This is a genomic window from Thermococcus aegaeus (assembly GCF_055393685.1).
In genome coordinates this window covers 352229-370405 of record NZ_AP042464.1, presented here as the reverse complement: position 1 = coordinate 370405, position 18177 = coordinate 352229, and the positions used below count along the sequence as shown (strand labels likewise).

The following is an 18177-nucleotide window of genomic DNA, read 5'->3' as shown; positions in this document are numbered from 1 at the left end:
TCAATCTTTAAATTTCTTCGAGTATCATTTTGAGGAGTCTCTCATCGTTCGCTGCTATTATGTTGAGCTTCTCAGATGCAGTTAAATTAAACTTGAGCTCTTTTCCGCTGTCATCGGTTATAATAGCTCCAGCTTCTTTTGCGATTATGTAACCTGCTGCTATGTCTGTCGGCCTTACATAGTTCCTTATGTCTATTACACCGTCTAGAGAACCTCTAGCGAGGTATGCAAGCTCAACTGCTATAGCACCTAAAACCCTCGTTCTCTTAACTTTCTCAACGAGCTCTGCTCCCCTACCTCTTGTGTAGAAGCTTATTGAGATAGATTTTTCATTTAAATGCCTAACTCGTATTCTCTCCCCGTTTAGATAGGCTCCTTCACCGGGAATTCCTTCATAAACGTTCTTTGTGATGAATTCGTAAATCATAGCATAGACGGGTTTTTCATTTTTGAAAACTGCAAAGCTGAATCCAAAGATAGGGATGCCTTGGATAAAGTTGAAAGAACCATCGATGGGGTCAACGACAATAGTGTATTCACTTCCAACCTCTATGTTCCCTATCTCCTCACTTATCACGTTTACGCCAAGGGGTCTGAGGTACTCCAGAACAACATCTTCTGCAACTTTATCTACGAGTTTAGTTTTGTCACCACTCGGACTAAACCCGATGAATTCTCCAGCCTTTTTTGTCCCAAAGAGAGGCATTACTTCTCTTTCAATATCCTTTGCGAGATTTAGGGCTATTTCATTCCATTCATACATATCTAAACCCCCATAAGCATTCTTAGAAGATTTCTCGTTCCAGGGGCAAAGCCGAGGATAAACATTACCATCTTTATAAAATCCATAAGCTCCTTCTCACTTTCGCTCTCCTGAAGCTCTTCCATCAGGTAGAGGGCGACCATTAAAACGGAAAACTTCAAAAGGTACATAACTGCGGCAGTTCCGGTTAGGCTCATGAGGTATCTTGGCAGCACGTGTTGTTCCCAGTAACCGAGAAAATCAACCCCTACAAACGTTGTCGTTGCGTCGTAAAAGTGGGCATAGAAAAGGTAGGAGTTTTCTCTTACGAGCCTTATCTTCTTGGAAAGGAGATAAACCACAGCCAGGGCAAGCGATGCAAAGGGCATGAAGTACTTTAAAACCTCAAAGTTAAAGTGTACCTTATTCAAATTAAAAAGCAGAAGCAGGACTTCTCCTCCAACAAGGCTCCACCCAAGGTAAAGGAAAATTTTTCTCCAGTCTTCAAAGAATTTGTGAGTTATTAAAAGAGCAGAGAATGTTATTGCAAACACGACAAAATATATGCCCGGTGTAACTGTAAGGTAAGTCCTAGGTATTATCGTTGCATCTGTAAGGGCTCTTCCGAAGGCGCCCAGGATCATATAAGGAATCAAGGCTCTAAAGAACGCGTTGTCGTATTTTATGCCAAGTTTTTTAAGAACCTTATAAACCCCAAGGGCTGCCAACCCAAGAACTATTGCATAGGTAAGGGTGTTTACAACGTTGTAGCCTTGATTATACCTTATTGGGTCTATGAAATATCTCTGAAAGATTTCTCCAATGCCCATTTAATCACCTGAATGAATATTCCGGGATTAGTTAAAACTTTTTCCTCCAATTATTTTTTAAGCTCTGAGGGAGAAGAATAAAAGGGGGATGATCATGCATTTAATGGAACTGCCAAGGGAGGTTCTTCTTGGTGAAAACCTTAAGGATAAGGTTAGCCAAGTTGCCAAGCGGCTCAAATTAGGTGAAAAAGCTCTAATTCTTTATGGCTCAAAAACAAAGGAAATTGCTGGAAGAGATGTAGAGAAGCACTTAAAGGATTTCTTTGACGTAAAGAGCTTGGTGGTGAAGGAGGCCTCAATGAGAGAAGTTGAAAAGACCCTCAGCATGATAAAAAATGAGGGCATAAACTGGGTTATCGGTGTTGGGGGAGGAAGTATAATAGATGTAGCAAAGCTGGCTTCTTTTAAGGCCGATATTCCCTTCATAAGCTTTCCTACAACTGCTTCTCATGATGGTATTGCAAGCGCAAACGCTTCAATAAAGGACCTCGACACCAAAACTTCAGTAAAAGCCCGTCCTCCTGTAGCGATTATTGCAGATGTTGAGGTCATAAAAACAGCTCCCTATAGATACCTTGCAGCTGGAGTTGGGGATATGATAAGCAACCTCACGGCGGTAAAGGACTGGGAGCTGGCCCATAAGATTAAGGGGGAATATTTTAGTGAATACGCTGCTTCGCTTTCTCTTATGAGCGCAAAGATGGTTATCAAAAACGCTGACATTATACGATTGGGCAACGAGGAAAGCGTGAGAAAGGTGATAAAGGGATTGATCTCAAGTGGTGTAGCAATGAGCATAGCCGGTTCCTCCAGACCTGCAAGCGGTGCAGAACATCTCTTCAGCCATGCATTGGATGCAATAGCTCCAAAGCCTGCCCTTCATGGAGAGCAGTGTGGAGTGGGAACGATAATAATGGCCTATCTCCACGGCCTTAAGTGGCAAAAGATTAGGGAAACCTTAAAGAAGGTTGGGGCACCTACTAATGCATACGAGTTGGGAATTGATCCAGAGTACATTGTGGAGGCATTAACAATAGCCCACACAATTAGGCCCGAGAGGTACACGATTTTGGGTAAAGATGGCCTCACAAGGGAAGCGGCTGAGAAAGCGGCTAAAATAACGGGTGTAATATGATCATCCTTCATAGGAGGTGTTAAAATGGTAATCACGCTGGTTGGAGAAAAGCTTGCAAAACCCGGGGTAGAGTTCATTTATTATGGTCCGGCAGATCCATGTAAAAGCTGCAGATTGGCAAGGGTCTGTGTAGGTAACCTCGAACCTGGAAGGAGGTACAAAGTTGTAAGGGTCAGAAACATAGAGCACTCCTGTCCCCTCCACGAGGGGAAAGTAAGAGTGGTAGAAGTAGTGGAACCAGCAATAGAAATAGCAATAGAGCCAAGAATTGCAATAGTCGGATCAAAGATAAAGCTGAGTTTTGTGGATTGCAGTGATCCGGAGAAGCAAAACCTTGTTAGACCCGAGGGGCTTTTTGAAGGTGATAGTGTCAAAATTCTTGAAATTCTCGGGGATTTTGAATGTGATGGGAAAAAATACAAACTTGCCCGTGTTATGCGGGAAAAAGAGTGACTACCTCTTCTTTTCTATTTTTGTGAAGGCTATTAGCTCTTCTTCAAACACTTTCAATTTGTAAGCCCTCAGCTTCCCGAGGAGGAACATCTTTATGGCCTCCATGATTGTCTCGCGTCTTCTTAAAGCCTCCTGAGCCTCTTCAACGCTAGCGGCTCTAAATTTGAGCTTTCCTCCCGGCCTTGTTTGAGCTACTTTTGGGACATCTATCCTAGCAACAACTCCGATCTTCGCGTATCCTCCAGTTGTTTGTCTATCAGCGAGCATTATTATCGGCTTGCCACTTTTTGGGACTTGAATAGAGCCAAGGGGAATGGCATCGGTAATTATATCGGCACCTCTTTCCGAGTGTTCTATTGCCGGCCCTTCTAAGCGATACCCCATCCTATCGGATTCTGGGGTGACCACATAGGCTGAGCTGAGAAACGTCTCTATTCCCTTTTCCGTGAAGTGATCCTCCTGAGGACCTAAGATTACCCTTACCTCGCTCTCGTTCGTGTATCTGGGGGTAAACTCCTCTGGAAGCTTTCTGCTTTCTCTCCCAGGCAGTAGGGCGTACCCAAGCTTTAGGACATCGCCGTTTTTCAATACTCTGCCAAACTTTGCTCTCAGATAGGTGGAGCAGCTGCCAAGAATCGGTTCGCACTTTATGCCCCCACTAAAGGCTATGTATCCATACATGCCGCTCTTAAGCGTCCCTATCTCCAACACATCACCTCTTTTTGCCCAGTAACTCTCCCATGGGTTAATAGGAATGCCGTTTAACCTGACATCGACATCTCCACCTACTGCAAAAACCGCCGATGCGTGGAATCTTATTGTCGGCCCTCTTAGGACAAATTCAAGCAATGGGGCATTGTCCTCATTTCCCACAAGGTAGTTTGCAAGCCTTGCAGATACTTCGTCCATAACACCGCTGACAGGGACTCCGAATTTTTGGTAGCCGTGCCTTCCCAAATCCTGAATGGTTGTCAGTGATGGAACGCTCACAAGCTCGATCATTGCTTTTCACTCCATTCTTGCTTATAGAGCTCCCAGAACTCCTCTTCACTTATGGGCTTAAACTTCACGTAATCGCCGGGCATAACAATACTTGGCGGGCTTTTGGAAGGGTCAAATGTTTTCAATGGTGTTCTTCCAATTAACCTCCATCCTCCTGGGCTCTCTATGGCATACCATCCCGTTTGCTTCCCAGCTATGCCCACACTCCCGGCTGGAACTTTTAAGCGAGGCTTCTCAAGCCTTGGTGTTGCAATCCTCTCGTCCATCCCGCCAAGATAAGCAAACCCCGGGAGAAATCCAAGCATATAAACTCTATAGAGGGGCTTTGAGTGTATCTCAATGACTTCCTCAACCGTTAGTCCATTGTACTCCGCAACGAACTCTATGTCCGGGCCGAACTCTCCTCCATAGGCAACAGGTATCTCGATGATTCTCTTTTTCTCCTCTCTGGGCTCCGCAGAAAGGAAGGGCTTTACGGCTTCGAGAACTTCAGAGTATGAGATTTTGAGGGAATCATAGTAGATATAAACGCTTGTGTAAGTTGGCACAACTTCAATGAGCCACTCTGGAGCTGCTTCCTCAATTGCTTCCGCAACGGCATGGACTTTTTTATTAACATTTTCATCGATTTCATTGCCAAAAATTATTGCTATGGCTGAATCGCCAGCCGGTTTAAAAATTGGAAACATAGAAATCACCTATAGTCGGGTTTTAGAATATTCAGCCCAGAAATCTTTTTCAAAATGCCTTGTGTTGTAGGTTACAATTGTTAGTCCATTTCGTAGTGCAGTGGCGGCTATTAATGCATCAGCAATACCTACTTGGTAATCTCTTCGAAGCTCGCCCCCGAGGATTGCTATCTCTTCGTCAAGTGGAATTACATTAAAGTGGGATAGAAATCTCAGTATCTTCTCTTTTTTAACGACGTCTCTGGTTTCTTTTCCTGAAAATATCTCTGCGATTGTTATTGTCGAAATGTGTATCCCTTCCTTCGAGATTTTTAGTAAAAATTCCTTTGATCCAGCTACTCCTCGAAGGATATCAATTATTATGTCAGTATCCACTAGATACATCTCGATCCCACTCTTTTCTGAGCTTTTTGAGATCTATTTTCTCACGTATAATCCCAAATACTTCTTCAATGTCTTTTTCGAGTTCATCTATTATGACTAGCTTGACTTTCTTTGGAGCTTTTACCTTCTTCACTGGCTTAAATACTCCATTTTCATATATGGCATCAACAATGTTCGGCATATTCCTTCCCTGCAGATGTTATTGTGTTGATTCATTATTAAACTTTTCAGGAGCCTAAACAAACTTTCCCATAGGAACGACTTTCACTCCCTCTTCTTCGAGGCGCTTTCTTATGTATGCTGTTATCTCAACAGCTTGAGGATTGTCTCCATGAACGCAGATTGTGTCCGCTTTGAGCTCAACCCATTCGCCGTTAATAGCTTTAACACCCCCGTCTTTGACCATTGAGATTACTCTCTCGGCTATAAGCTCTTTATCATGAATAACTGCTCCCGGCTTTCTTCTTGAGACGAGGGTTCCATCTGGATTGTATGCCCTATCGGCGAACACTTCGTGGGCTACTTTTAGCCCCATCTCTTCTGCAATCTCCAATGGCTTTGACATTGAGAGCCCAACGAAAATAAGCTTCTTGTCGAAATCTGCAATTCCCTCTAGGACTCCCCTTGCAAGCTCTTCGTCTTTAACCAGAGCGTTGTAAAGTGCTCCATGGGGCTTAACGTGCTGGAGCTCCAGCCCTTCGGTCTTCACGAACGCATATAATGCCCCAACCTGGTAGAGAATGTAGTTCCTTGCCTCTTCCCGCGTTATGTCCATGTACCTCCTTCCAAAACCCATTAAGTCTGGATAACCCGGATGTGCCCCAACAGCGACGTTCAGCTCTTTGGCAAGCGTTACAGTTTTTCTCATTACCATTGGATCACCAGCATGCCAGCCGCATGCAACGTTTGCCGATGTTATGTACTTCATAACCTCTTCATCAAGACCCAGCTTGTACCTCCCAAAGCTTTCACCAAGGTCAGAGTTGAGGTCTACTCTCATTGTTTCCACCACCCAATAATAAAGCGATAACCCTTTAACCCTTTTCTCCAATCACACATTATGCTTGTTATAGACGCCGCAATATTCATTCAAGGAATTGATGTTGAAGGTGTTACAAGCCCAAAGGTGCTTGAAGAGGTTAAAGACCCGGAATCCAAGGTATTCGTTGAAAGCTTGATTAGTGCGGGAAAGGTTAAGGTTCTCGTCCCCTCGAGGGAGAGCATAGAGGCTGTTAAGAAGAAAGCTTTAGAGAGTGGGGAGCTTGGAGAGTTAAGCGAAGCAGATATTGAAATCTTGGCCTTAGCTTATGAACTCAAGGGAGAGATTTTTACCGATGATTACAACCTTCAAAACATTGCAACCCTTCTCGGCTTAAAGTTTAGAACGCTGAAGCGTGGGATAAAGAAGGTCATAAAATGGCGCTACGTCTGCATTGGCTGTGGGAGAAAGTTTGAAACTCAACCACCAGAAAACATATGCCCCGACTGCGGGAGTAAGGTTAGACTGCTTCCAAAAAAGAAGAGAACGAAGCGTCAGCGCTCATAGGGTTCTTCATCACTCCGCCAGAGTTTCTCATCATCCGCCTCTCTTAACTACTCCTGATTACCTTTTAACTTTCCGGAATTGTTGTACAATTAACTAAACTCCTCAACCCCTAAGCGTTGCTATTAACCTTTTCTCATTTAGCAGCAGATTAATAGCATCTTTAACATCCTTAACCACTATATCACTTGCCAGCAATGCCTCGACGCTGGCTCCTTCTTCCCCTATTACGCATATGGCAAGCTTGGCATTCTCAAGCATTCTGACGTCGTTATTGCCGTTGCCAACTCCAATGTAGGGTTCATATTTTAATGCTTTCTGGAGCTTTTCGTTGCCATCTTTGACCTTTTCTATTTTAACTTTCATGCCCTTAAACTCGTCTTCCAGAGTCCCAAATGTATCGGAGCTTAGAACAACGATCTCGTATTTTTCGCCAAGTTTCCTTAAAAGCTCCTTTACCTCTTCCCTTACTTTTCCTTCAAGGCCTAGTGTTCCATTTAGGTCAAATATAATTGTTCGTGCGCTTATTTTTCCATAGTTTGGGATCTCCATTCTGTCCACCAGAGGAAGTTTAGCAAAAATGCTTAAAACTTTGTTCTCAACATCCAAGTGGTGGAAGAGTTGTGAGAGTGGCATGGGGAATCAGTGGGGCTGGGCACTTGCTTCTGGAAAGTGTTGAGGTACTAGAAAAATTAAAAGACAAGCATGAGATCAAAATATTCCTATCCTCGGCTGGAGAAGAGGTAGCCAGAATGTATGGAGTTCTCGAAAGGATAGGAAGCTTCCCTCTCGTTAGGGAATCCAAACAGGGGCATTCGTTTCCTTCATGCGGTGCTTTTAATCTGGGTAAATTTGACGTCTTTGTAATATCCCCCGCAACTTCAAACACGGTTGCAAAGATAAGATTGGGCATAGCAGATTCTTTGCTTTCATGCTGTGCATCTCAAGCCTTAAAAAGTAGAGTGCCGTTAATACTAGTCCCAACAGATTCCAAACCAGTTGTGGAAACCAAAGCCCCTAACGGGGAAATCTTTAAAATCTATCCACGCAGAATTGACCTTGAGCATCTCGAAGCGTTAAGAAAAGAAGGGGTAGTAGTTCTTGATCACCCTTACGATGTGGAAAAAGCTTTAGAGCGGTTTTTGTGGATGTAGTAGAATTTTCCATCTTTTGTTACTGTTACGTAGTCTGGGGTGTATTTTGGACCATAATAGAGGTTGTGTCCATCCAGTCTGTACCATAAAGCTCTTGCCGCTTCGAGCTTGTTAAGTTCATCTAAAACGCTCAAGTTCCCTTCCTTTACCATCTCCAGCAACCCCTGCACATATTGCTCGCTTATGTTGAAAGTCACGTAAGAGGCAAAGAACTCATATCCTGTGATCAGCTCTTCCATGAGGTTTTTGTAGGGATACGCTGGAGTTACAGATATATTAAAGCGCTTGTAAAAATCCTCTACTGCAGTAACGTCGGGCCTGTAGGGAAGTATCCCAAGAACCATCATCTCTACTGTATCATCATAGTATCTCCTAAACCAATCCCGATCATATGGATAGAAAAGGTTCTCATTTGATATGTAAGGGTCTTTTCCAAGGACGTAAAGGGCTCTATAGTTGCTTCCAACTAGAAGGGGCACATCCCATATTACTATTATCTCTGAGTGATCGAGCTTCCATCCGCTAATGCTTGCCGGGATCTGAAGTGCCCACGCTTTGAGGTTGAAGTCCATGAAAAAGTTGTTCATGAGAACAACTTGGGTTTCTCCATCGTAACCACATATGCCTGATCTTAGGGTTTTTATTACGGGCAAATCGTAGGAGTGGACGTAGCTGTTTACAAAATAGGCTATGTGTAGGGGGGTTATGGAGTAAAAGGGTAAAGGTTTGTTGTAAAATCGGAAGAAGTCTTCTTTAGCTCTTTCGTAAAAGAATTTCATGGCTCTTCCCATCTTAATCTTGCCGTACCTATCAAACCCCAAATCCGGATAAATGATCTTGTATATGTGGAGGGGTTTGTAAGTAGCTGCCGATCGCCATATGTGCTCCAGCTCTTTCCTGCTATAAGGATGAGCATTCTGAAACCATTCGCCGCTTTCATCAAATTTTATCTCAAAAATTTCCGGATAATGGGAAAACTCCACTCGGATTGAATTGGAATTTCCATGATAATCTCTCCCTTTTATCGTTATGTTGTACTCTCCCCATCCCAGCGAAAACTCTATTATTGAACTGTAGGTAAGAGATTGCGTTTTAATGTTGACTTTGTATTCTCTCTCCCCCACATTAATAACGAGCTCCTTCGGGGGATTCACATTGTCCCTTATTGTAAACGCAACTTTAACTTTCTCCCCTTCACTTTCTATAGTTCCCCATATTTTAGGAGCTTTCTTATCGCTTTTCTGCTCTTTTTGAAAAACTTCCCAACTAAGATTTACCTTGGTGATTTCAAATCTCGCCGAGTTTTCTATGAACCACTCCCTAAAGGTTTGATTGGTGATTAGGTAGCTCTCTATTGAGCCAAGGCTTTCAAGAAATTCTTCTATCTCATAAGGCTCAAATCCATCTATTATTCCATTCATGTTGTCTATAGCGTTTTTCACGTCAGGGGGAAGTTCATAGAGGGCCATGTGAAGATCCTTTATTAGGGCAATATAATTCTGCAACGTACGGGCGGCGTAGATGTTTTGAGAGTTTTCTATGCCGTTTCTAATCCTAGGTGGCAACTGGTTGTAAGTTTCAAGGAATTCGCTTACCTGATCCTCAAATATTGTTACCTTCTTAGAGAATTCTTCAAGCGTATAGGGGCTTTCTGAAAAAAGAAAACGAATCATGTCATCTCTTAGGGGGTATGGAACTTCTTCAAGAACTCTGCTGACCCTTTCGCTTAAATTTGCGAGGAGAATTAAGTTGTCGGTCTCTACTTCATCAAGCAGTGTACTCCTGTATTTGTAGAGAGGGTATATTTTATTTGCTATGTCTTTCTCTTCTTCGCTTAACTTCCCATCATCAAGAAACCCCAGTTTTGAGGCAATCTCATATATCTCCTGGTCTCTTTGGGTGATCTGTTGCGGAGGAGGCTGTACAGCTCTCATGCTCCAGAAAAGGAGGATTAAATACGCCAAGAAGAGTCCAATGAGAATTTTTTTGGCATCAACAACAAATTTTTTCCCCATGTTTTATCATTATCTCTCAATGCTTATCTACTTTTCTTTTGCCAAAATTTAAATATCTGGGATATAAAAATACAGTGGTGATTGTAGTGAGGATAATCCGTTTTGGTGTCTCGATGCCGGAAGATCTCCTAGAAAAGTTTGATGCTATTATAGAGGAAAAGGGATACGCTAACAGAAGTGAGGCTATTAGGGATCTGGTGAGGGATTTTATAGTTAGACACGAGTGGGAGGAAGGGGATAAGGAAGTTGCTGGAACTATAACCATTGTTTACAACCATGATGAGGCCGATGTGGTGAAAGAACTCCTTGGCATGCAGCACGATTATGTGAATGAAATTATCTCAAGCCTTCACGTTCATATGGACGAGCACAATTGCCTTGAGGTCATTGTAGTTAAGGGAAAAGCCAGCAGGATAAAGAGAATAGCCGAGAGGCTAATTAGCCTGAAAGGGGTAAAGCATGGAAAGCTAGTCATGACCACTACGGGCAGAGAACTGGTATGAAAAAGCTTATAAATTTCTCTTTTATCAACACACTTGGGTGTGCCGGGGTAGCCTAGCTCGGTAGGGCGGCGGACTCGTAATCCGCAGGTCCCGGGTTCAAATCCCGGTCCCGGCTCCAGACATTACCTTCTCCATGAATCAAATTCCCAAAGTAATTCTTCTGCTAAAGTTTGTTCTCTTCAAAGCCCTTTATTTTCCTTTCAAGTTTTCATCTAAATGTTTTATAATTGTAAAATGGGTTTGTCCTCCACTATCTCTCAAATTTTGACTTAATTTTTTACTTTTTGTTATGGTTATTTTTAGTACAATTTATAATGTTTCTTTTTATTTATTTGTAAATTAGTAAAATATCTAAATATGCTCAACTCATAGAAATTACATAATATAATAGTAAAATACTGCGAATTTTTACTCCTATAGAGAATAATAGAATTTACTCGCTGGATGTTTGGGATTCAGTGGTACTTCCTTCTGTTTTAGAGTCAGTATGTGCCATTAGATATACTTTTAAACTCTGGATGTGTTATAATATGAGGTGATAAGACGTGTTGGACATACTCGGTTTTATTTTCTATGCTGGGGCCTCGCTTGTTATCCTATTTATAGCAGCGTTTTCAGGAGGTATATCAAGAATACTAGCTCTTCCAGCAGCGCTTGGATACATCCTGCTGGCCTTTTGGTCAATTGAGCAGGCAAGCTCTGACATAATGAGGAAGGATAGAAAGAGAGATGCAAGGATTATACTCCTTTTGAACATAGTCTCCTTTGGATTAGGAGCATTGTCTTTCTATATCTACATGAATAGTATAGTGACGCCAATACTGCTCCTCGGACCCGCGTTTGTGATTGGTCTCTGGAGATCCCTACGAGAAAATAAGGGGCCTTGAACTCTTCATTCTTTTTTGTTTTCAATGTTCTTCTTCGTACAGGAGTTTTGGATATAAGGCACATTATATCCCAATTATGTATAGTAGTAAAATCAACAACTTTAAAAAGAGTTCAGGATTATCAATAAGAGGCGCAGGTGATTAAAATGGCAAGAGCGGATATTCCAAAATACCCTTCCTTAATAGCCCTTTCAAGGGAGATAATTGTGGCAAAGCTCCAGGAGGCCGTTCTTAATCGGAGTAATACTAAACCATTTTTCAGAGAAAACCAGAAAAGCGGTCGACTAGAGCTGGTGATCCCAGTTGGTTGTCTTTCTTCATTGGAAAAATGTGTATTGGATGAGCTTAATTATCCAAAGAAGCCTGTGAGAGTTGGAAATGGCTTTGTTAATGCGTTTATAATAGACCCTCGCAAAGAAAGTGATCGTGGGTTAGCCCAAGAGGTAATCAATACCTATAATAAACTCCTAGGATAGAGCCGTATTGCCCCTTGTTACAACTATAAAGCCGATCAGCTTTAATAAGAGGTTTTAAACTGGGTTTCAATTCTATTTATCAGCATTTGTCTCTTGTTTCCTTTAAATCTCCTCTTAGCGTTTGCTAACATATTTTGATTTCAACGGAATATAGTGCGTAAAACTGTCCAAGATTCTCCTCATATCTGCCGTAACTTATATATCTCACCTGGCATATGGAATAACTGGCAACAAAGCAAGGATATACTTTCTAATTATTACCACCTGGCATTGTAAAGGAAAAAATTGGCGATGATGCCGGCTTATACAAGCACAACCCTATAACCTTGTGAAGCATCACCTCTAACCCAAAACCCATGCAAGCTGCTAAATTTCCGGTTATTCAACTCTAGATCGTAAAAATTTGTGTTTTGCAACTTATAAAAATAGTAATATAACTCATAATCAAATTCTGAAAAATACTAGTAGACCATCTAGATTAATGAAAATTATATTTTTACTTGTATCTATTTTTACAATCTTCTATATTAAATATTAAAACTCTTCATTATAGTAGCAATTTCAAGTAAAAGTTAAGAGATAATTGGGAAAGTTGCCCCTAAAAATACTATTTTAAGTAGTAAAAGATTCCGGAGGGTATTTATATCACGAAGCTGTTACAATCTCTCAGGGGATAAATATGGAGAACACTCAAACATTTGTGTGCCCGTTTTGTGGGTATAGGGCAAAAAGCCTAGAGGAGTTGAAGCATCATATCCTTGAAAAACACACGCTGAATAGAGAAGATGTGAGAGGAGTCAGATTTATTCAAAAATATTAAAAGCATCTCTTGCTTCTTATTTATGGTGATGTTTATGTTCAAAATAGTTGAGAGGAAAATTGGGTGGCACAAAGACTTTGACAGCTCCCATTTCTTGGCCTTGCCTTATGAGAGCAAATGCCTTAGAATTCATGGACACACATATAATGTCGACGTGGAAATATGGGGTGAGCTGAACGAAAATGGCATGATATTTGATTTTAATCATCTAAGCAACCTCATCAAACTCCTCGATCATAAAATACTCATCAGTGAGAATTGGGTAACCAACAAGAATGACGGATACGTTGTTGTGGAAAAAAACGGCAAGCGCTTAGAGCTTCCCGAAAATGAAGTTGTGATCCTCAACAAGCCAAACGTAACTGCTGAACTAATAGCGGAGTGGTTTGCCGAGAGGATAGCAGAAAAGGCAGGAGAGAACGTGAGGAGGATAAAGGTAAGGATCTGGGAAGATCCGAGAAGCTATGCCGAAATTACCTTGAGCGTTTGAGGATTTTACCTAAAAAGTTAACCCGCTATAACTTAGGAGGTGGTTGGGATGAGGTTCTCAAAGGGTAGAAACTTTCTGTTTAGAATACCTGCAGGGAAAGAGTTTTTGAGTGCTGTAAACGAGTTCGCAAAAAAGCACAATGTCTTGATCGGAACTATCAGCGCAATTGGAACCCTCAAAAATCCAAAAATTGGGTATTTTGAAGAGGAAAAGGGGCGATATAAAGTAATTGAACTAGAAGGAACCTATGAATTGGTATCTGCTTTGGGGAACATAAGCATAAAAGATGAGGAGCCCTTTGCCCATATTCACGTAAGCTTAGGGGACAAAGAAGGGAAGCTATTTGGCGGCCACTTAGTTGAAGGGGAGGTTTTTGTTGCTGAAGTCTATATTCAAGAGCTCCTTGGTGAACCGTTGATAAGAAAGCCCCAAGAAAACGGGCTAGCTCTATGGGATGTTGAAGAAGAGTAAGACGAGTATCAATCCAATTTCCGTTTCTTAAATCTTTTAAATGCAATTCTTAAGTAAAGTATTTTAGGGATGAGTGAGATCCAAATATCATGTTGAGGATTTTCAAAATTAAAGCCAAACTGGAGCGAGAAAACTCTGAAGTTGAAGAGGTTAGGTATGTGTCTCTACTTGTGCTGGCAAGTAATGAATGGGAAGCAAAAACCCTTGTGGAGAAGTATTTCTTGGAGGAGGGCATTAAAAAGGAAAATATCAAAATTTTAAGCGTAGAAGAAATGAAATTTGAAAAGGCTCAGGTTTTGGGAGTAATTATTGGTTAACCGCTTGTAAGAACACCTGCTTATCTTAAAGTTGACCTTCAAGATTTGGGGTCGACATATTTTAGAAAAAACTATTTAGGCACTAGATATAATTTAGCTGGAGGTGAGAAAATGAAACCAATTATTGGAATTGTGGCTTCCTTTGATTGGGAAACTGGTGCCCTCACCATAAATGATACTTACGTCAAAAGGATTAGAGAAGCTGGTGGGATACCTGTAGCAATTCCGCCACTTTTGGGGATAACTGATGTTATCGAAGCAATAGATGGACTTATAATTCCCGAGGGGCCCGATATTCACCCAAGGTACTATGGAGATACTCTCTCTGATAAAATCGAATGGCTTGATATACAGAGGGATGAATTTGAGCTTACACTCATTAAAGCTGCTCTAGAGAAAGATTTGCCCATGCTGGGGATAGGCAGAGGGGCACAGGCAATAAACGTCGCCCTAGGGGGTAGCCTGTATCAAGATGTTGGAGAAATTCCAAAAGCTATAAGGCACAATTGGCTTAAAAACGGAAAATTCTTGGTACACCCTGCCGCAAAGGTTCATGAAGTAAGGATAAAACTGGATTCTTTACTCTTTGAGATACTCAAGGAAAACCTGAACGTTGAGTCTACGAGCGAAGTTTTCATAGGTGTTAACAGCTTCCATCACCAAGCTATTAAGAAACTTGGAAATGATGTAAAGCCAGTGGCATATGCAGAGGACGGAATAATAGAGGCCATTGAAGTAGAGGGGAAGTTTGCAATAGGAGTTCAGTGGCTTGCTGAGTACCTTGACGAGATGGAGCCACTTTTTAGAGCCCTCGTAGAGAAAGCTCTTGAATACAAAAAGAAAAAGCTTGGTCTGTTAGACCCTGAAAAGAATTCAATTGATCTTCCTGTGGAAGAATTGTGATACCAAATGAGAGCCATCGCAGCTGGGGTATGAATAATAACCCTCTCTGCAGGATCCAAAAGTTATGTCTTTCCCCTCTATCTTTTTTCTCGCTTCATCTAGAATTTTAAATCTTAGGTCTCTCGGCAGGTAATAATAACCTCCTATTCTCTCCCCTTTTTTGTAAAGGGGGGCGAGCTTTTTCATGACTTCTGGGAACTTTGCTTCCATTCGCTTCCATGAATCCGGTCGAAGTTTTAAAGTGGAGACGGTTATGTGAGACACAAAGCTCAATGCATTAAGGGTTTCATCAAAGTCCTCCCATGTGTAGAAGGGTATTATTGGGTCGATTCGAGCATAGACGGGAATGCCTTCTTTCTCTGCTTTTTTCAATGCTTTGACTCTTTCCCTCGGCAGGGGTGCATTTGGCTCCAAAAGTTTTGCTTTTTCTTCATCTACGGTTGTAACGGTGATTCCAACGGCACATTTTAGAGTTTTCAAGATGTCCAAATCCCTTTCGAACAAATTTGATTTTGTCAAGATCAGGCAGGGGATGTCGTATCTCTTGAAGAGTTCAAGCACTTTTCGGGTTATCCCGAGATCCTTGTCTATTGTTGGGTATGGATCAGAGGAGTAGGAGAGGGCCACTATGAATTTTCTGTTAAATTTTCGGAGCTCTTTTTCTAGGTTTGGGAGGAGGTTTTCCTTTATCCTTACCTTAAATGCTTTGGGAATGTAAGAGGTTATGTAGCAGTAGACACAGGCATGATCACAGCCCGTGTAAATGTTGAGGGTATACTTAAAGGGACATGTGCAGAGTTTTGACTTCCAGGGATCGAAAGGCCTTATGTACATACACCATAGGTTCACAAAAGACATTTAAAAATTTCCTGCCATCTCAAAGTGGTGGTTTTATGAAGGGAAAGGTTAGATGGGTAGGAGATTCTAAGTTTGAAGCGCTTACAGAAGAGGGTGGAAAGATACTCTTTGGAGAGAAAGGCATCTCACCGATGAAAACACTTCTCCTCAGCGTGGCTGGTTGTACGGCTATAGATGTTGTAATAATCCTCCAAAAGATGCGCGAGCCTCTTGAGAATCTTGAGGTCGAGATAAGCGGAGAGCGAAGAGAAGAACATCCGAGAATTTACACCAAAGTCCACATTCATTATAAAATTTATGGAAATGTAAATGAGGAAAAAGCAAAAAGGGCTATAGAGCTTAGCCAGGAAAAGTACTGCTCCGCCTCAGCTCATCTGAAGCTCAGCGGAACTGAAGTTACTTACTCCTATGAGATTATTAGGGAAAAAGTTTAAGTCTCTTTTTCCCATTATATTGTGGTGAATTGGATGAGAGGGGAGCTTATTAGGGTTCTAAGTGCCGTTGAGGAAAAGGCTAACGAGCTTAAGATGGATGGATTTGAGCCAGATTTGGTGCTCTTTGGAAAGGAAGCTTACGAGTTTTTAAAAGAACAGGTCAATGAAGAGTTTGGGGGGGAGGATGCAGTTTCTGAAATTTCCGGGCTCAAAGTTAAGGTTGTTGAAGAATTTGGGAAAGATGCCGTTGTCATTGACTCGAAAGTCCTAGGCATGGGTCTTGGAGGAGCCAAAAGGATCAAGATCATCAAAGAGTAAGGGAGTAGCCGCTTAAGATTAACAAGCTAAGTGAAACCGCCATTATATCAGCTAAGCTTCCAGGATTCCTCAGGTCTTTCTTTTCCCTTAAAAATTCATCAAACTCTTCAAGAGTGAGCTTTCCGGCAAGCGTTTCCTTTGCTTTCTTTTGAACGAGCTTCGCCTCTTCAACTCCGGCTTTTCTCATGATTAGGGTGTCTATATGGCGAGAGAGAAGCTCAAGAAATGCCTTGATGGTAGCCTCTTCAAGCGAAAGATTGGAGGTTAGGTCTTTAAGCCTGTAAAAAGTTGAATAACTGAGCCTGTAACCTGTGAGCCATTCCTTAAAAATTAGCTCCCTTTCGCTTGAAATCTCGGCAAGTTTTTTGAGATTGATCTTATCTCTGAGAAGCTCCTCAAAGGATGCATCATCATAAACGTCGTATTTTACACCTTTCTTAACTCCCTTTGGATTTGCGGTTCTTATGGCTTTGTAAAATTCTACGCTGTCTTGCGGGGAGGAAAAGGCAATGACACTCTTAACTTCTTCCGCTGCTTCAATGTTGTCTGCCCAAGTTAGTGCGATTATGAGTGGGATTTCGAGGGTGATTATTCCAAAATTGGGGTTTGAGTTTTGGACTTTCTTGGAGTTTTCAATGGCTTTTCTTATCAACACCCCTATTCCGGCTTCCTCTGGGGAGATTTTGCCTTTTCTAATTAATTCACCCTTTTCTGCAGCCTCAAAGAGAACGTCTATGACAGAGGTATTTGCAAAAAGAAAATGGTAGAGGGTAAGGTCTTCAAAGTCTCTATATCGGTTTACGTTGCCTGGTTTGGGTATTGCAGCTTCGAGCAGAGGACCGAGGATAAAGGCTTTGACTACTTCCCACTTCTCCATGCTCATCATTCCACGACTATTTTTCCAATGAAGTTTTTAACTGTTAGTTTTAGTGTTTTCTCCCCGGTTTCAAATCCTTTGTTTATGGTGAGCGAAGTTAGAGAGCCTTCAATTATGGGAACTACCTTAGTGCGATCTGGAACGGAAATATTGACTTCCCCACTTCCCCTGTATATCTCAATTTGGGAGCAGTACTCTTTGCTTTCTATTTCTGGGCATCTTTCCAGCTCTACTCCCATATCCCCAATGAAGTTCCTTGCAACGAGTGAGCTGAATACCCCTAAGATAGTGACATCACCAACGACGTTGTCCAATGTAAGCGAGGAGATCTCTCCTAAATCAAGGTCTACGTCCCCAACTGTGTTCCTTAGGGTTAATGAAGTTACTTTGCTTTCTCCAATTTTTATCAGAAGTTTTCCATTTTCATAGTCTCCACATTCAGCGCATGAAATTCTCAAAGTTTCGTCATTCTCTATCTTCACCGGCAGATTGCTGAGAACTTCTATTGCATCTCCTGATCCTCGTTCTACTGTTATTTTTGCGGCAATGTTCTCTATCAGTATCTCCGAGGAGTTAAATTCTCCGAGCAGTGAGATCTCTCCGGCATCTCTAGAGGAAAATCTCCATGAATAATATGAGCCGGGAGTTACGAGAAATATGGCCAAATATAGAATAAGTGCCAGTGCTAGGATTGTTCTTGCGGTTTTGTTCTTGATTAGTACATAAAGTCCTGCAGCAAGAAGCAATACTCCCCAAAATGCTTCTCTGATATAGGGTGCATATGGGAGGAGGTAATTGTACAAATCTGGTCTGATGCTTTTTAAAAGGATTAGCAGGCCTAAAAAGGTTAAAAAGAGTCCAAGAAGTTTTTTCATT

Annotated in this window: 25 protein-coding genes and 1 tRNA gene; 14 read left to right on the top strand and 12 right to left on the bottom strand. The window is 41.8% G+C overall.

Annotation, left to right across the window (positions count from 1 at the left end; all coding sequences use genetic code 11):
• Positions 1 to 7: 7 nt before the first annotated feature.
• Positions 8 to 763 (bottom strand): bifunctional fructose-bisphosphatase/inositol-phosphate phosphatase, encoded by a 756-nt coding sequence (locus ACZ5NL_RS02045; protein WP_464842676.1) that lies wholly within the window; start codon positions 761 to 763, stop codon positions 8 to 10.
• 2 nt (positions 764 to 765) lie between these two features.
• Complete coding sequence (locus tag ACZ5NL_RS02040) at positions 766 to 1572, bottom strand: DUF63 family protein (RefSeq protein WP_464842675.1); 807 nt, start codon at positions 1570 to 1572, stop codon at positions 766 to 768.
• 94 nt (positions 1573 to 1666) lie between these two features.
• On the opposite strand from ACZ5NL_RS02040, the gene ACZ5NL_RS02035 reads away from it, so the two are divergent.
• Both ACZ5NL_RS02035 and ACZ5NL_RS02030 read left to right on the top strand, forming a co-directional pair.
• Positions 1667 to 2707 carry an NAD(P)-dependent glycerol-1-phosphate dehydrogenase gene (locus ACZ5NL_RS02035; protein WP_464842674.1) on the top strand — a complete coding sequence of 347 codons (1041 nt, stop codon included), beginning with the start codon at positions 1667 to 1669 and terminating at the stop codon, positions 2705 to 2707.
• 24 nt (positions 2708 to 2731) lie between these two features.
• Positions 2732 to 3160 carry a UPF0179 family protein gene (locus tag ACZ5NL_RS02030; protein ID WP_087037676.1) on the top strand — a complete coding sequence of 143 codons (429 nt, stop codon included), beginning with the start codon at positions 2732 to 2734 and terminating at the stop codon, positions 3158 to 3160.
• Here ACZ5NL_RS02030 and ACZ5NL_RS02025 read toward each other — a convergent pair whose 3' ends face one another.
• The 5 genes from ACZ5NL_RS02025 to ACZ5NL_RS02005 are packed head-to-tail and all read right to left on the bottom strand — an operon-like array spanning position 3161 to position 6235.
• On the bottom strand, positions 3161 to 4162 hold the full coding sequence (locus ACZ5NL_RS02025) for a 5-oxoprolinase subunit C family protein (protein WP_464842673.1): 1002 nt from the start codon (positions 4160 to 4162) through the stop codon (positions 3161 to 3163).
• Positions 4159 to 4851 (bottom strand): 5-oxoprolinase subunit PxpB, encoded by a 693-nt coding sequence (pxpB, locus tag ACZ5NL_RS02020; RefSeq protein WP_464842672.1) that lies wholly within the window; start codon positions 4849 to 4851, stop codon positions 4159 to 4161. Before pxpB ends, ACZ5NL_RS02025 begins: the two co-directional genes overlap by 4 nt.
• A 9-nt stretch (positions 4852 to 4860) precedes the next feature.
• Positions 4861 to 5226, bottom strand: coding sequence for a PIN domain-containing protein (locus ACZ5NL_RS02015; protein ID WP_464842671.1), 366 nt, complete (start codon positions 5224 to 5226; stop codon positions 4861 to 4863).
• On the bottom strand, positions 5216 to 5416 hold the full coding sequence (locus ACZ5NL_RS02010) for an antitoxin AF2212-like protein (protein ID WP_004069265.1): 201 nt from the start codon (positions 5414 to 5416) through the stop codon (positions 5216 to 5218). The genes ACZ5NL_RS02015 and ACZ5NL_RS02010 overlap by 11 nt, the downstream gene beginning before the upstream one ends.
• 54 nt (positions 5417 to 5470) lie before the next feature.
• Entirely contained in the window at positions 5471 to 6235 is a 765-nt protein-coding gene (locus ACZ5NL_RS02005) for a LamB/YcsF family protein (RefSeq protein ID WP_464843526.1), read from the bottom strand.
• Between the two features lie 60 nt (positions 6236 to 6295).
• On the opposite strand from ACZ5NL_RS02005, the gene ACZ5NL_RS02000 reads away from it, so the two are divergent.
• Positions 6296 to 6781: a type II toxin-antitoxin system VapC family toxin gene (locus ACZ5NL_RS02000; RefSeq protein WP_464842670.1), complete on the top strand. Its 486-nt coding sequence runs from the start codon at positions 6296 to 6298 to the stop codon at positions 6779 to 6781.
• Positions 6782 to 6883: 102 nt separating this feature from the next.
• Here ACZ5NL_RS02000 and ACZ5NL_RS01995 read toward each other — a convergent pair whose 3' ends face one another.
• Complete coding sequence (locus tag ACZ5NL_RS01995) at positions 6884 to 7330, bottom strand: HAD family hydrolase (RefSeq protein ID WP_464843525.1); 447 nt, start codon at positions 7328 to 7330, stop codon at positions 6884 to 6886.
• 71 nt (positions 7331 to 7401) lie between these two features.
• Here ACZ5NL_RS01995 and ACZ5NL_RS01990 point away from each other — a divergent pair, with 71 nt between their 5' ends.
• Positions 7402 to 7932 carry a flavoprotein gene (locus tag ACZ5NL_RS01990; protein ID WP_464842669.1) on the top strand — a complete coding sequence of 177 codons (531 nt, stop codon included), beginning with the start codon at positions 7402 to 7404 and terminating at the stop codon, positions 7930 to 7932.
• Here the strand turns inward: ACZ5NL_RS01990 and ACZ5NL_RS01985 are convergent.
• Positions 7890 to 9947: a hypothetical protein gene (locus tag ACZ5NL_RS01985; protein ID WP_464842668.1), complete on the bottom strand. Its 2058-nt coding sequence runs from the start codon at positions 9945 to 9947 to the stop codon at positions 7890 to 7892. The genes ACZ5NL_RS01990 and ACZ5NL_RS01985 overlap by 43 nt on opposite strands.
• Before the next feature lie 86 nt (positions 9948 to 10033).
• Here ACZ5NL_RS01985 and nikR point away from each other — a divergent pair, with 86 nt between their 5' ends.
• The 8 genes from nikR (at position 10034) to ACZ5NL_RS01945 (ending at position 14814) form a co-directional block, all read left to right on the top strand.
• On the top strand, positions 10034 to 10450 hold the full coding sequence (nikR, locus tag ACZ5NL_RS01980; RefSeq protein WP_464843524.1) for a nickel-responsive transcriptional regulator NikR: 417 nt from the start codon (positions 10034 to 10036) through the stop codon (positions 10448 to 10450).
• Between the two features lie 41 nt (positions 10451 to 10491).
• A tRNA-Thr gene (locus ACZ5NL_RS01975) sits at positions 10492 to 10568 on the top strand.
• A gap of 427 nt (positions 10569 to 10995) precedes the next feature.
• A complete protein-coding gene (locus ACZ5NL_RS01970) occupies positions 10996 to 11337 on the top strand; it encodes a hypothetical protein (RefSeq protein ID WP_464842667.1) in 342 nt (113 codons plus the stop codon).
• Between the two features lie 146 nt (positions 11338 to 11483).
• Positions 11484 to 11813 (top strand): hypothetical protein, encoded by a 330-nt coding sequence (locus tag ACZ5NL_RS01965; protein WP_464842666.1) that lies wholly within the window; start codon positions 11484 to 11486, stop codon positions 11811 to 11813.
• 842 nt (positions 11814 to 12655) lie between these two features.
• Positions 12656 to 13123 carry a 6-carboxytetrahydropterin synthase gene (locus ACZ5NL_RS01960; protein ID WP_464842665.1) on the top strand — a complete coding sequence of 156 codons (468 nt, stop codon included), beginning with the start codon at positions 12656 to 12658 and terminating at the stop codon, positions 13121 to 13123.
• A 48-nt stretch (positions 13124 to 13171) separates the two neighbouring features.
• Positions 13172 to 13594 (top strand): PPC domain-containing DNA-binding protein, encoded by a 423-nt coding sequence (locus ACZ5NL_RS01955; RefSeq protein ID WP_464842664.1) that lies wholly within the window; start codon positions 13172 to 13174, stop codon positions 13592 to 13594.
• Positions 13595 to 13683: 89 nt separating this feature from the next.
• Positions 13684 to 13911 carry a hypothetical protein gene (locus ACZ5NL_RS01950; RefSeq protein WP_464842663.1) on the top strand — a complete coding sequence of 76 codons (228 nt, stop codon included), beginning with the start codon at positions 13684 to 13686 and terminating at the stop codon, positions 13909 to 13911.
• Between the two features lie 111 nt (positions 13912 to 14022).
• On the top strand, positions 14023 to 14814 hold the full coding sequence (locus ACZ5NL_RS01945; protein ID WP_464842662.1) for a gamma-glutamyl-gamma-aminobutyrate hydrolase family protein: 792 nt from the start codon (positions 14023 to 14025) through the stop codon (positions 14812 to 14814).
• Here ACZ5NL_RS01945 and ACZ5NL_RS01940 read toward each other — a convergent pair.
• Positions 14785 to 15648, bottom strand: a complete 864-nt coding sequence (locus ACZ5NL_RS01940; RefSeq protein ID WP_464842661.1) for an SPL family radical SAM protein — start codon at positions 15646 to 15648, stop codon at positions 14785 to 14787. The two genes, ACZ5NL_RS01945 and ACZ5NL_RS01940, sit on opposite strands and share 30 nt — an antisense overlap.
• A 59-nt stretch (positions 15649 to 15707) precedes the next feature.
• Between ACZ5NL_RS01940 and ACZ5NL_RS01935 the strand changes: the two genes are divergently transcribed.
• Both ACZ5NL_RS01935 and ACZ5NL_RS01930 read left to right on the top strand, forming a co-directional pair.
• Positions 15708 to 16106 carry an OsmC family protein gene (locus ACZ5NL_RS01935; RefSeq protein ID WP_464842660.1) on the top strand — a complete coding sequence of 133 codons (399 nt, stop codon included), beginning with the start codon at positions 15708 to 15710 and terminating at the stop codon, positions 16104 to 16106.
• Positions 16107 to 16139: 33 nt separating this feature from the next.
• Positions 16140 to 16424: a family 4A encapsulin nanocompartment shell protein gene (locus ACZ5NL_RS01930; protein WP_464843523.1), complete on the top strand. Its 285-nt coding sequence runs from the start codon at positions 16140 to 16142 to the stop codon at positions 16422 to 16424.
• Here the strand turns inward: ACZ5NL_RS01930 and ACZ5NL_RS01925 are convergent.
• Together ACZ5NL_RS01925 and ACZ5NL_RS01920 are read right to left on the bottom strand one after the other, a co-directional pair.
• Positions 16414 to 17301, bottom strand: a complete 888-nt coding sequence (locus ACZ5NL_RS01925) for a triphosphoribosyl-dephospho-CoA synthase (RefSeq protein WP_464843522.1) — start codon at positions 17299 to 17301, stop codon at positions 16414 to 16416. The two genes, ACZ5NL_RS01930 and ACZ5NL_RS01925, sit on opposite strands and share 11 nt — an antisense overlap.
• Positions 17302 to 17306: 5 nt before the next feature.
• A complete protein-coding gene (locus ACZ5NL_RS01920) occupies positions 17307 to 18176 on the bottom strand; it encodes a hypothetical protein (RefSeq protein ID WP_464842659.1) in 870 nt (289 codons plus the stop codon).
• Between the last annotated feature and the right edge of the window lies 1 nt (position 18177).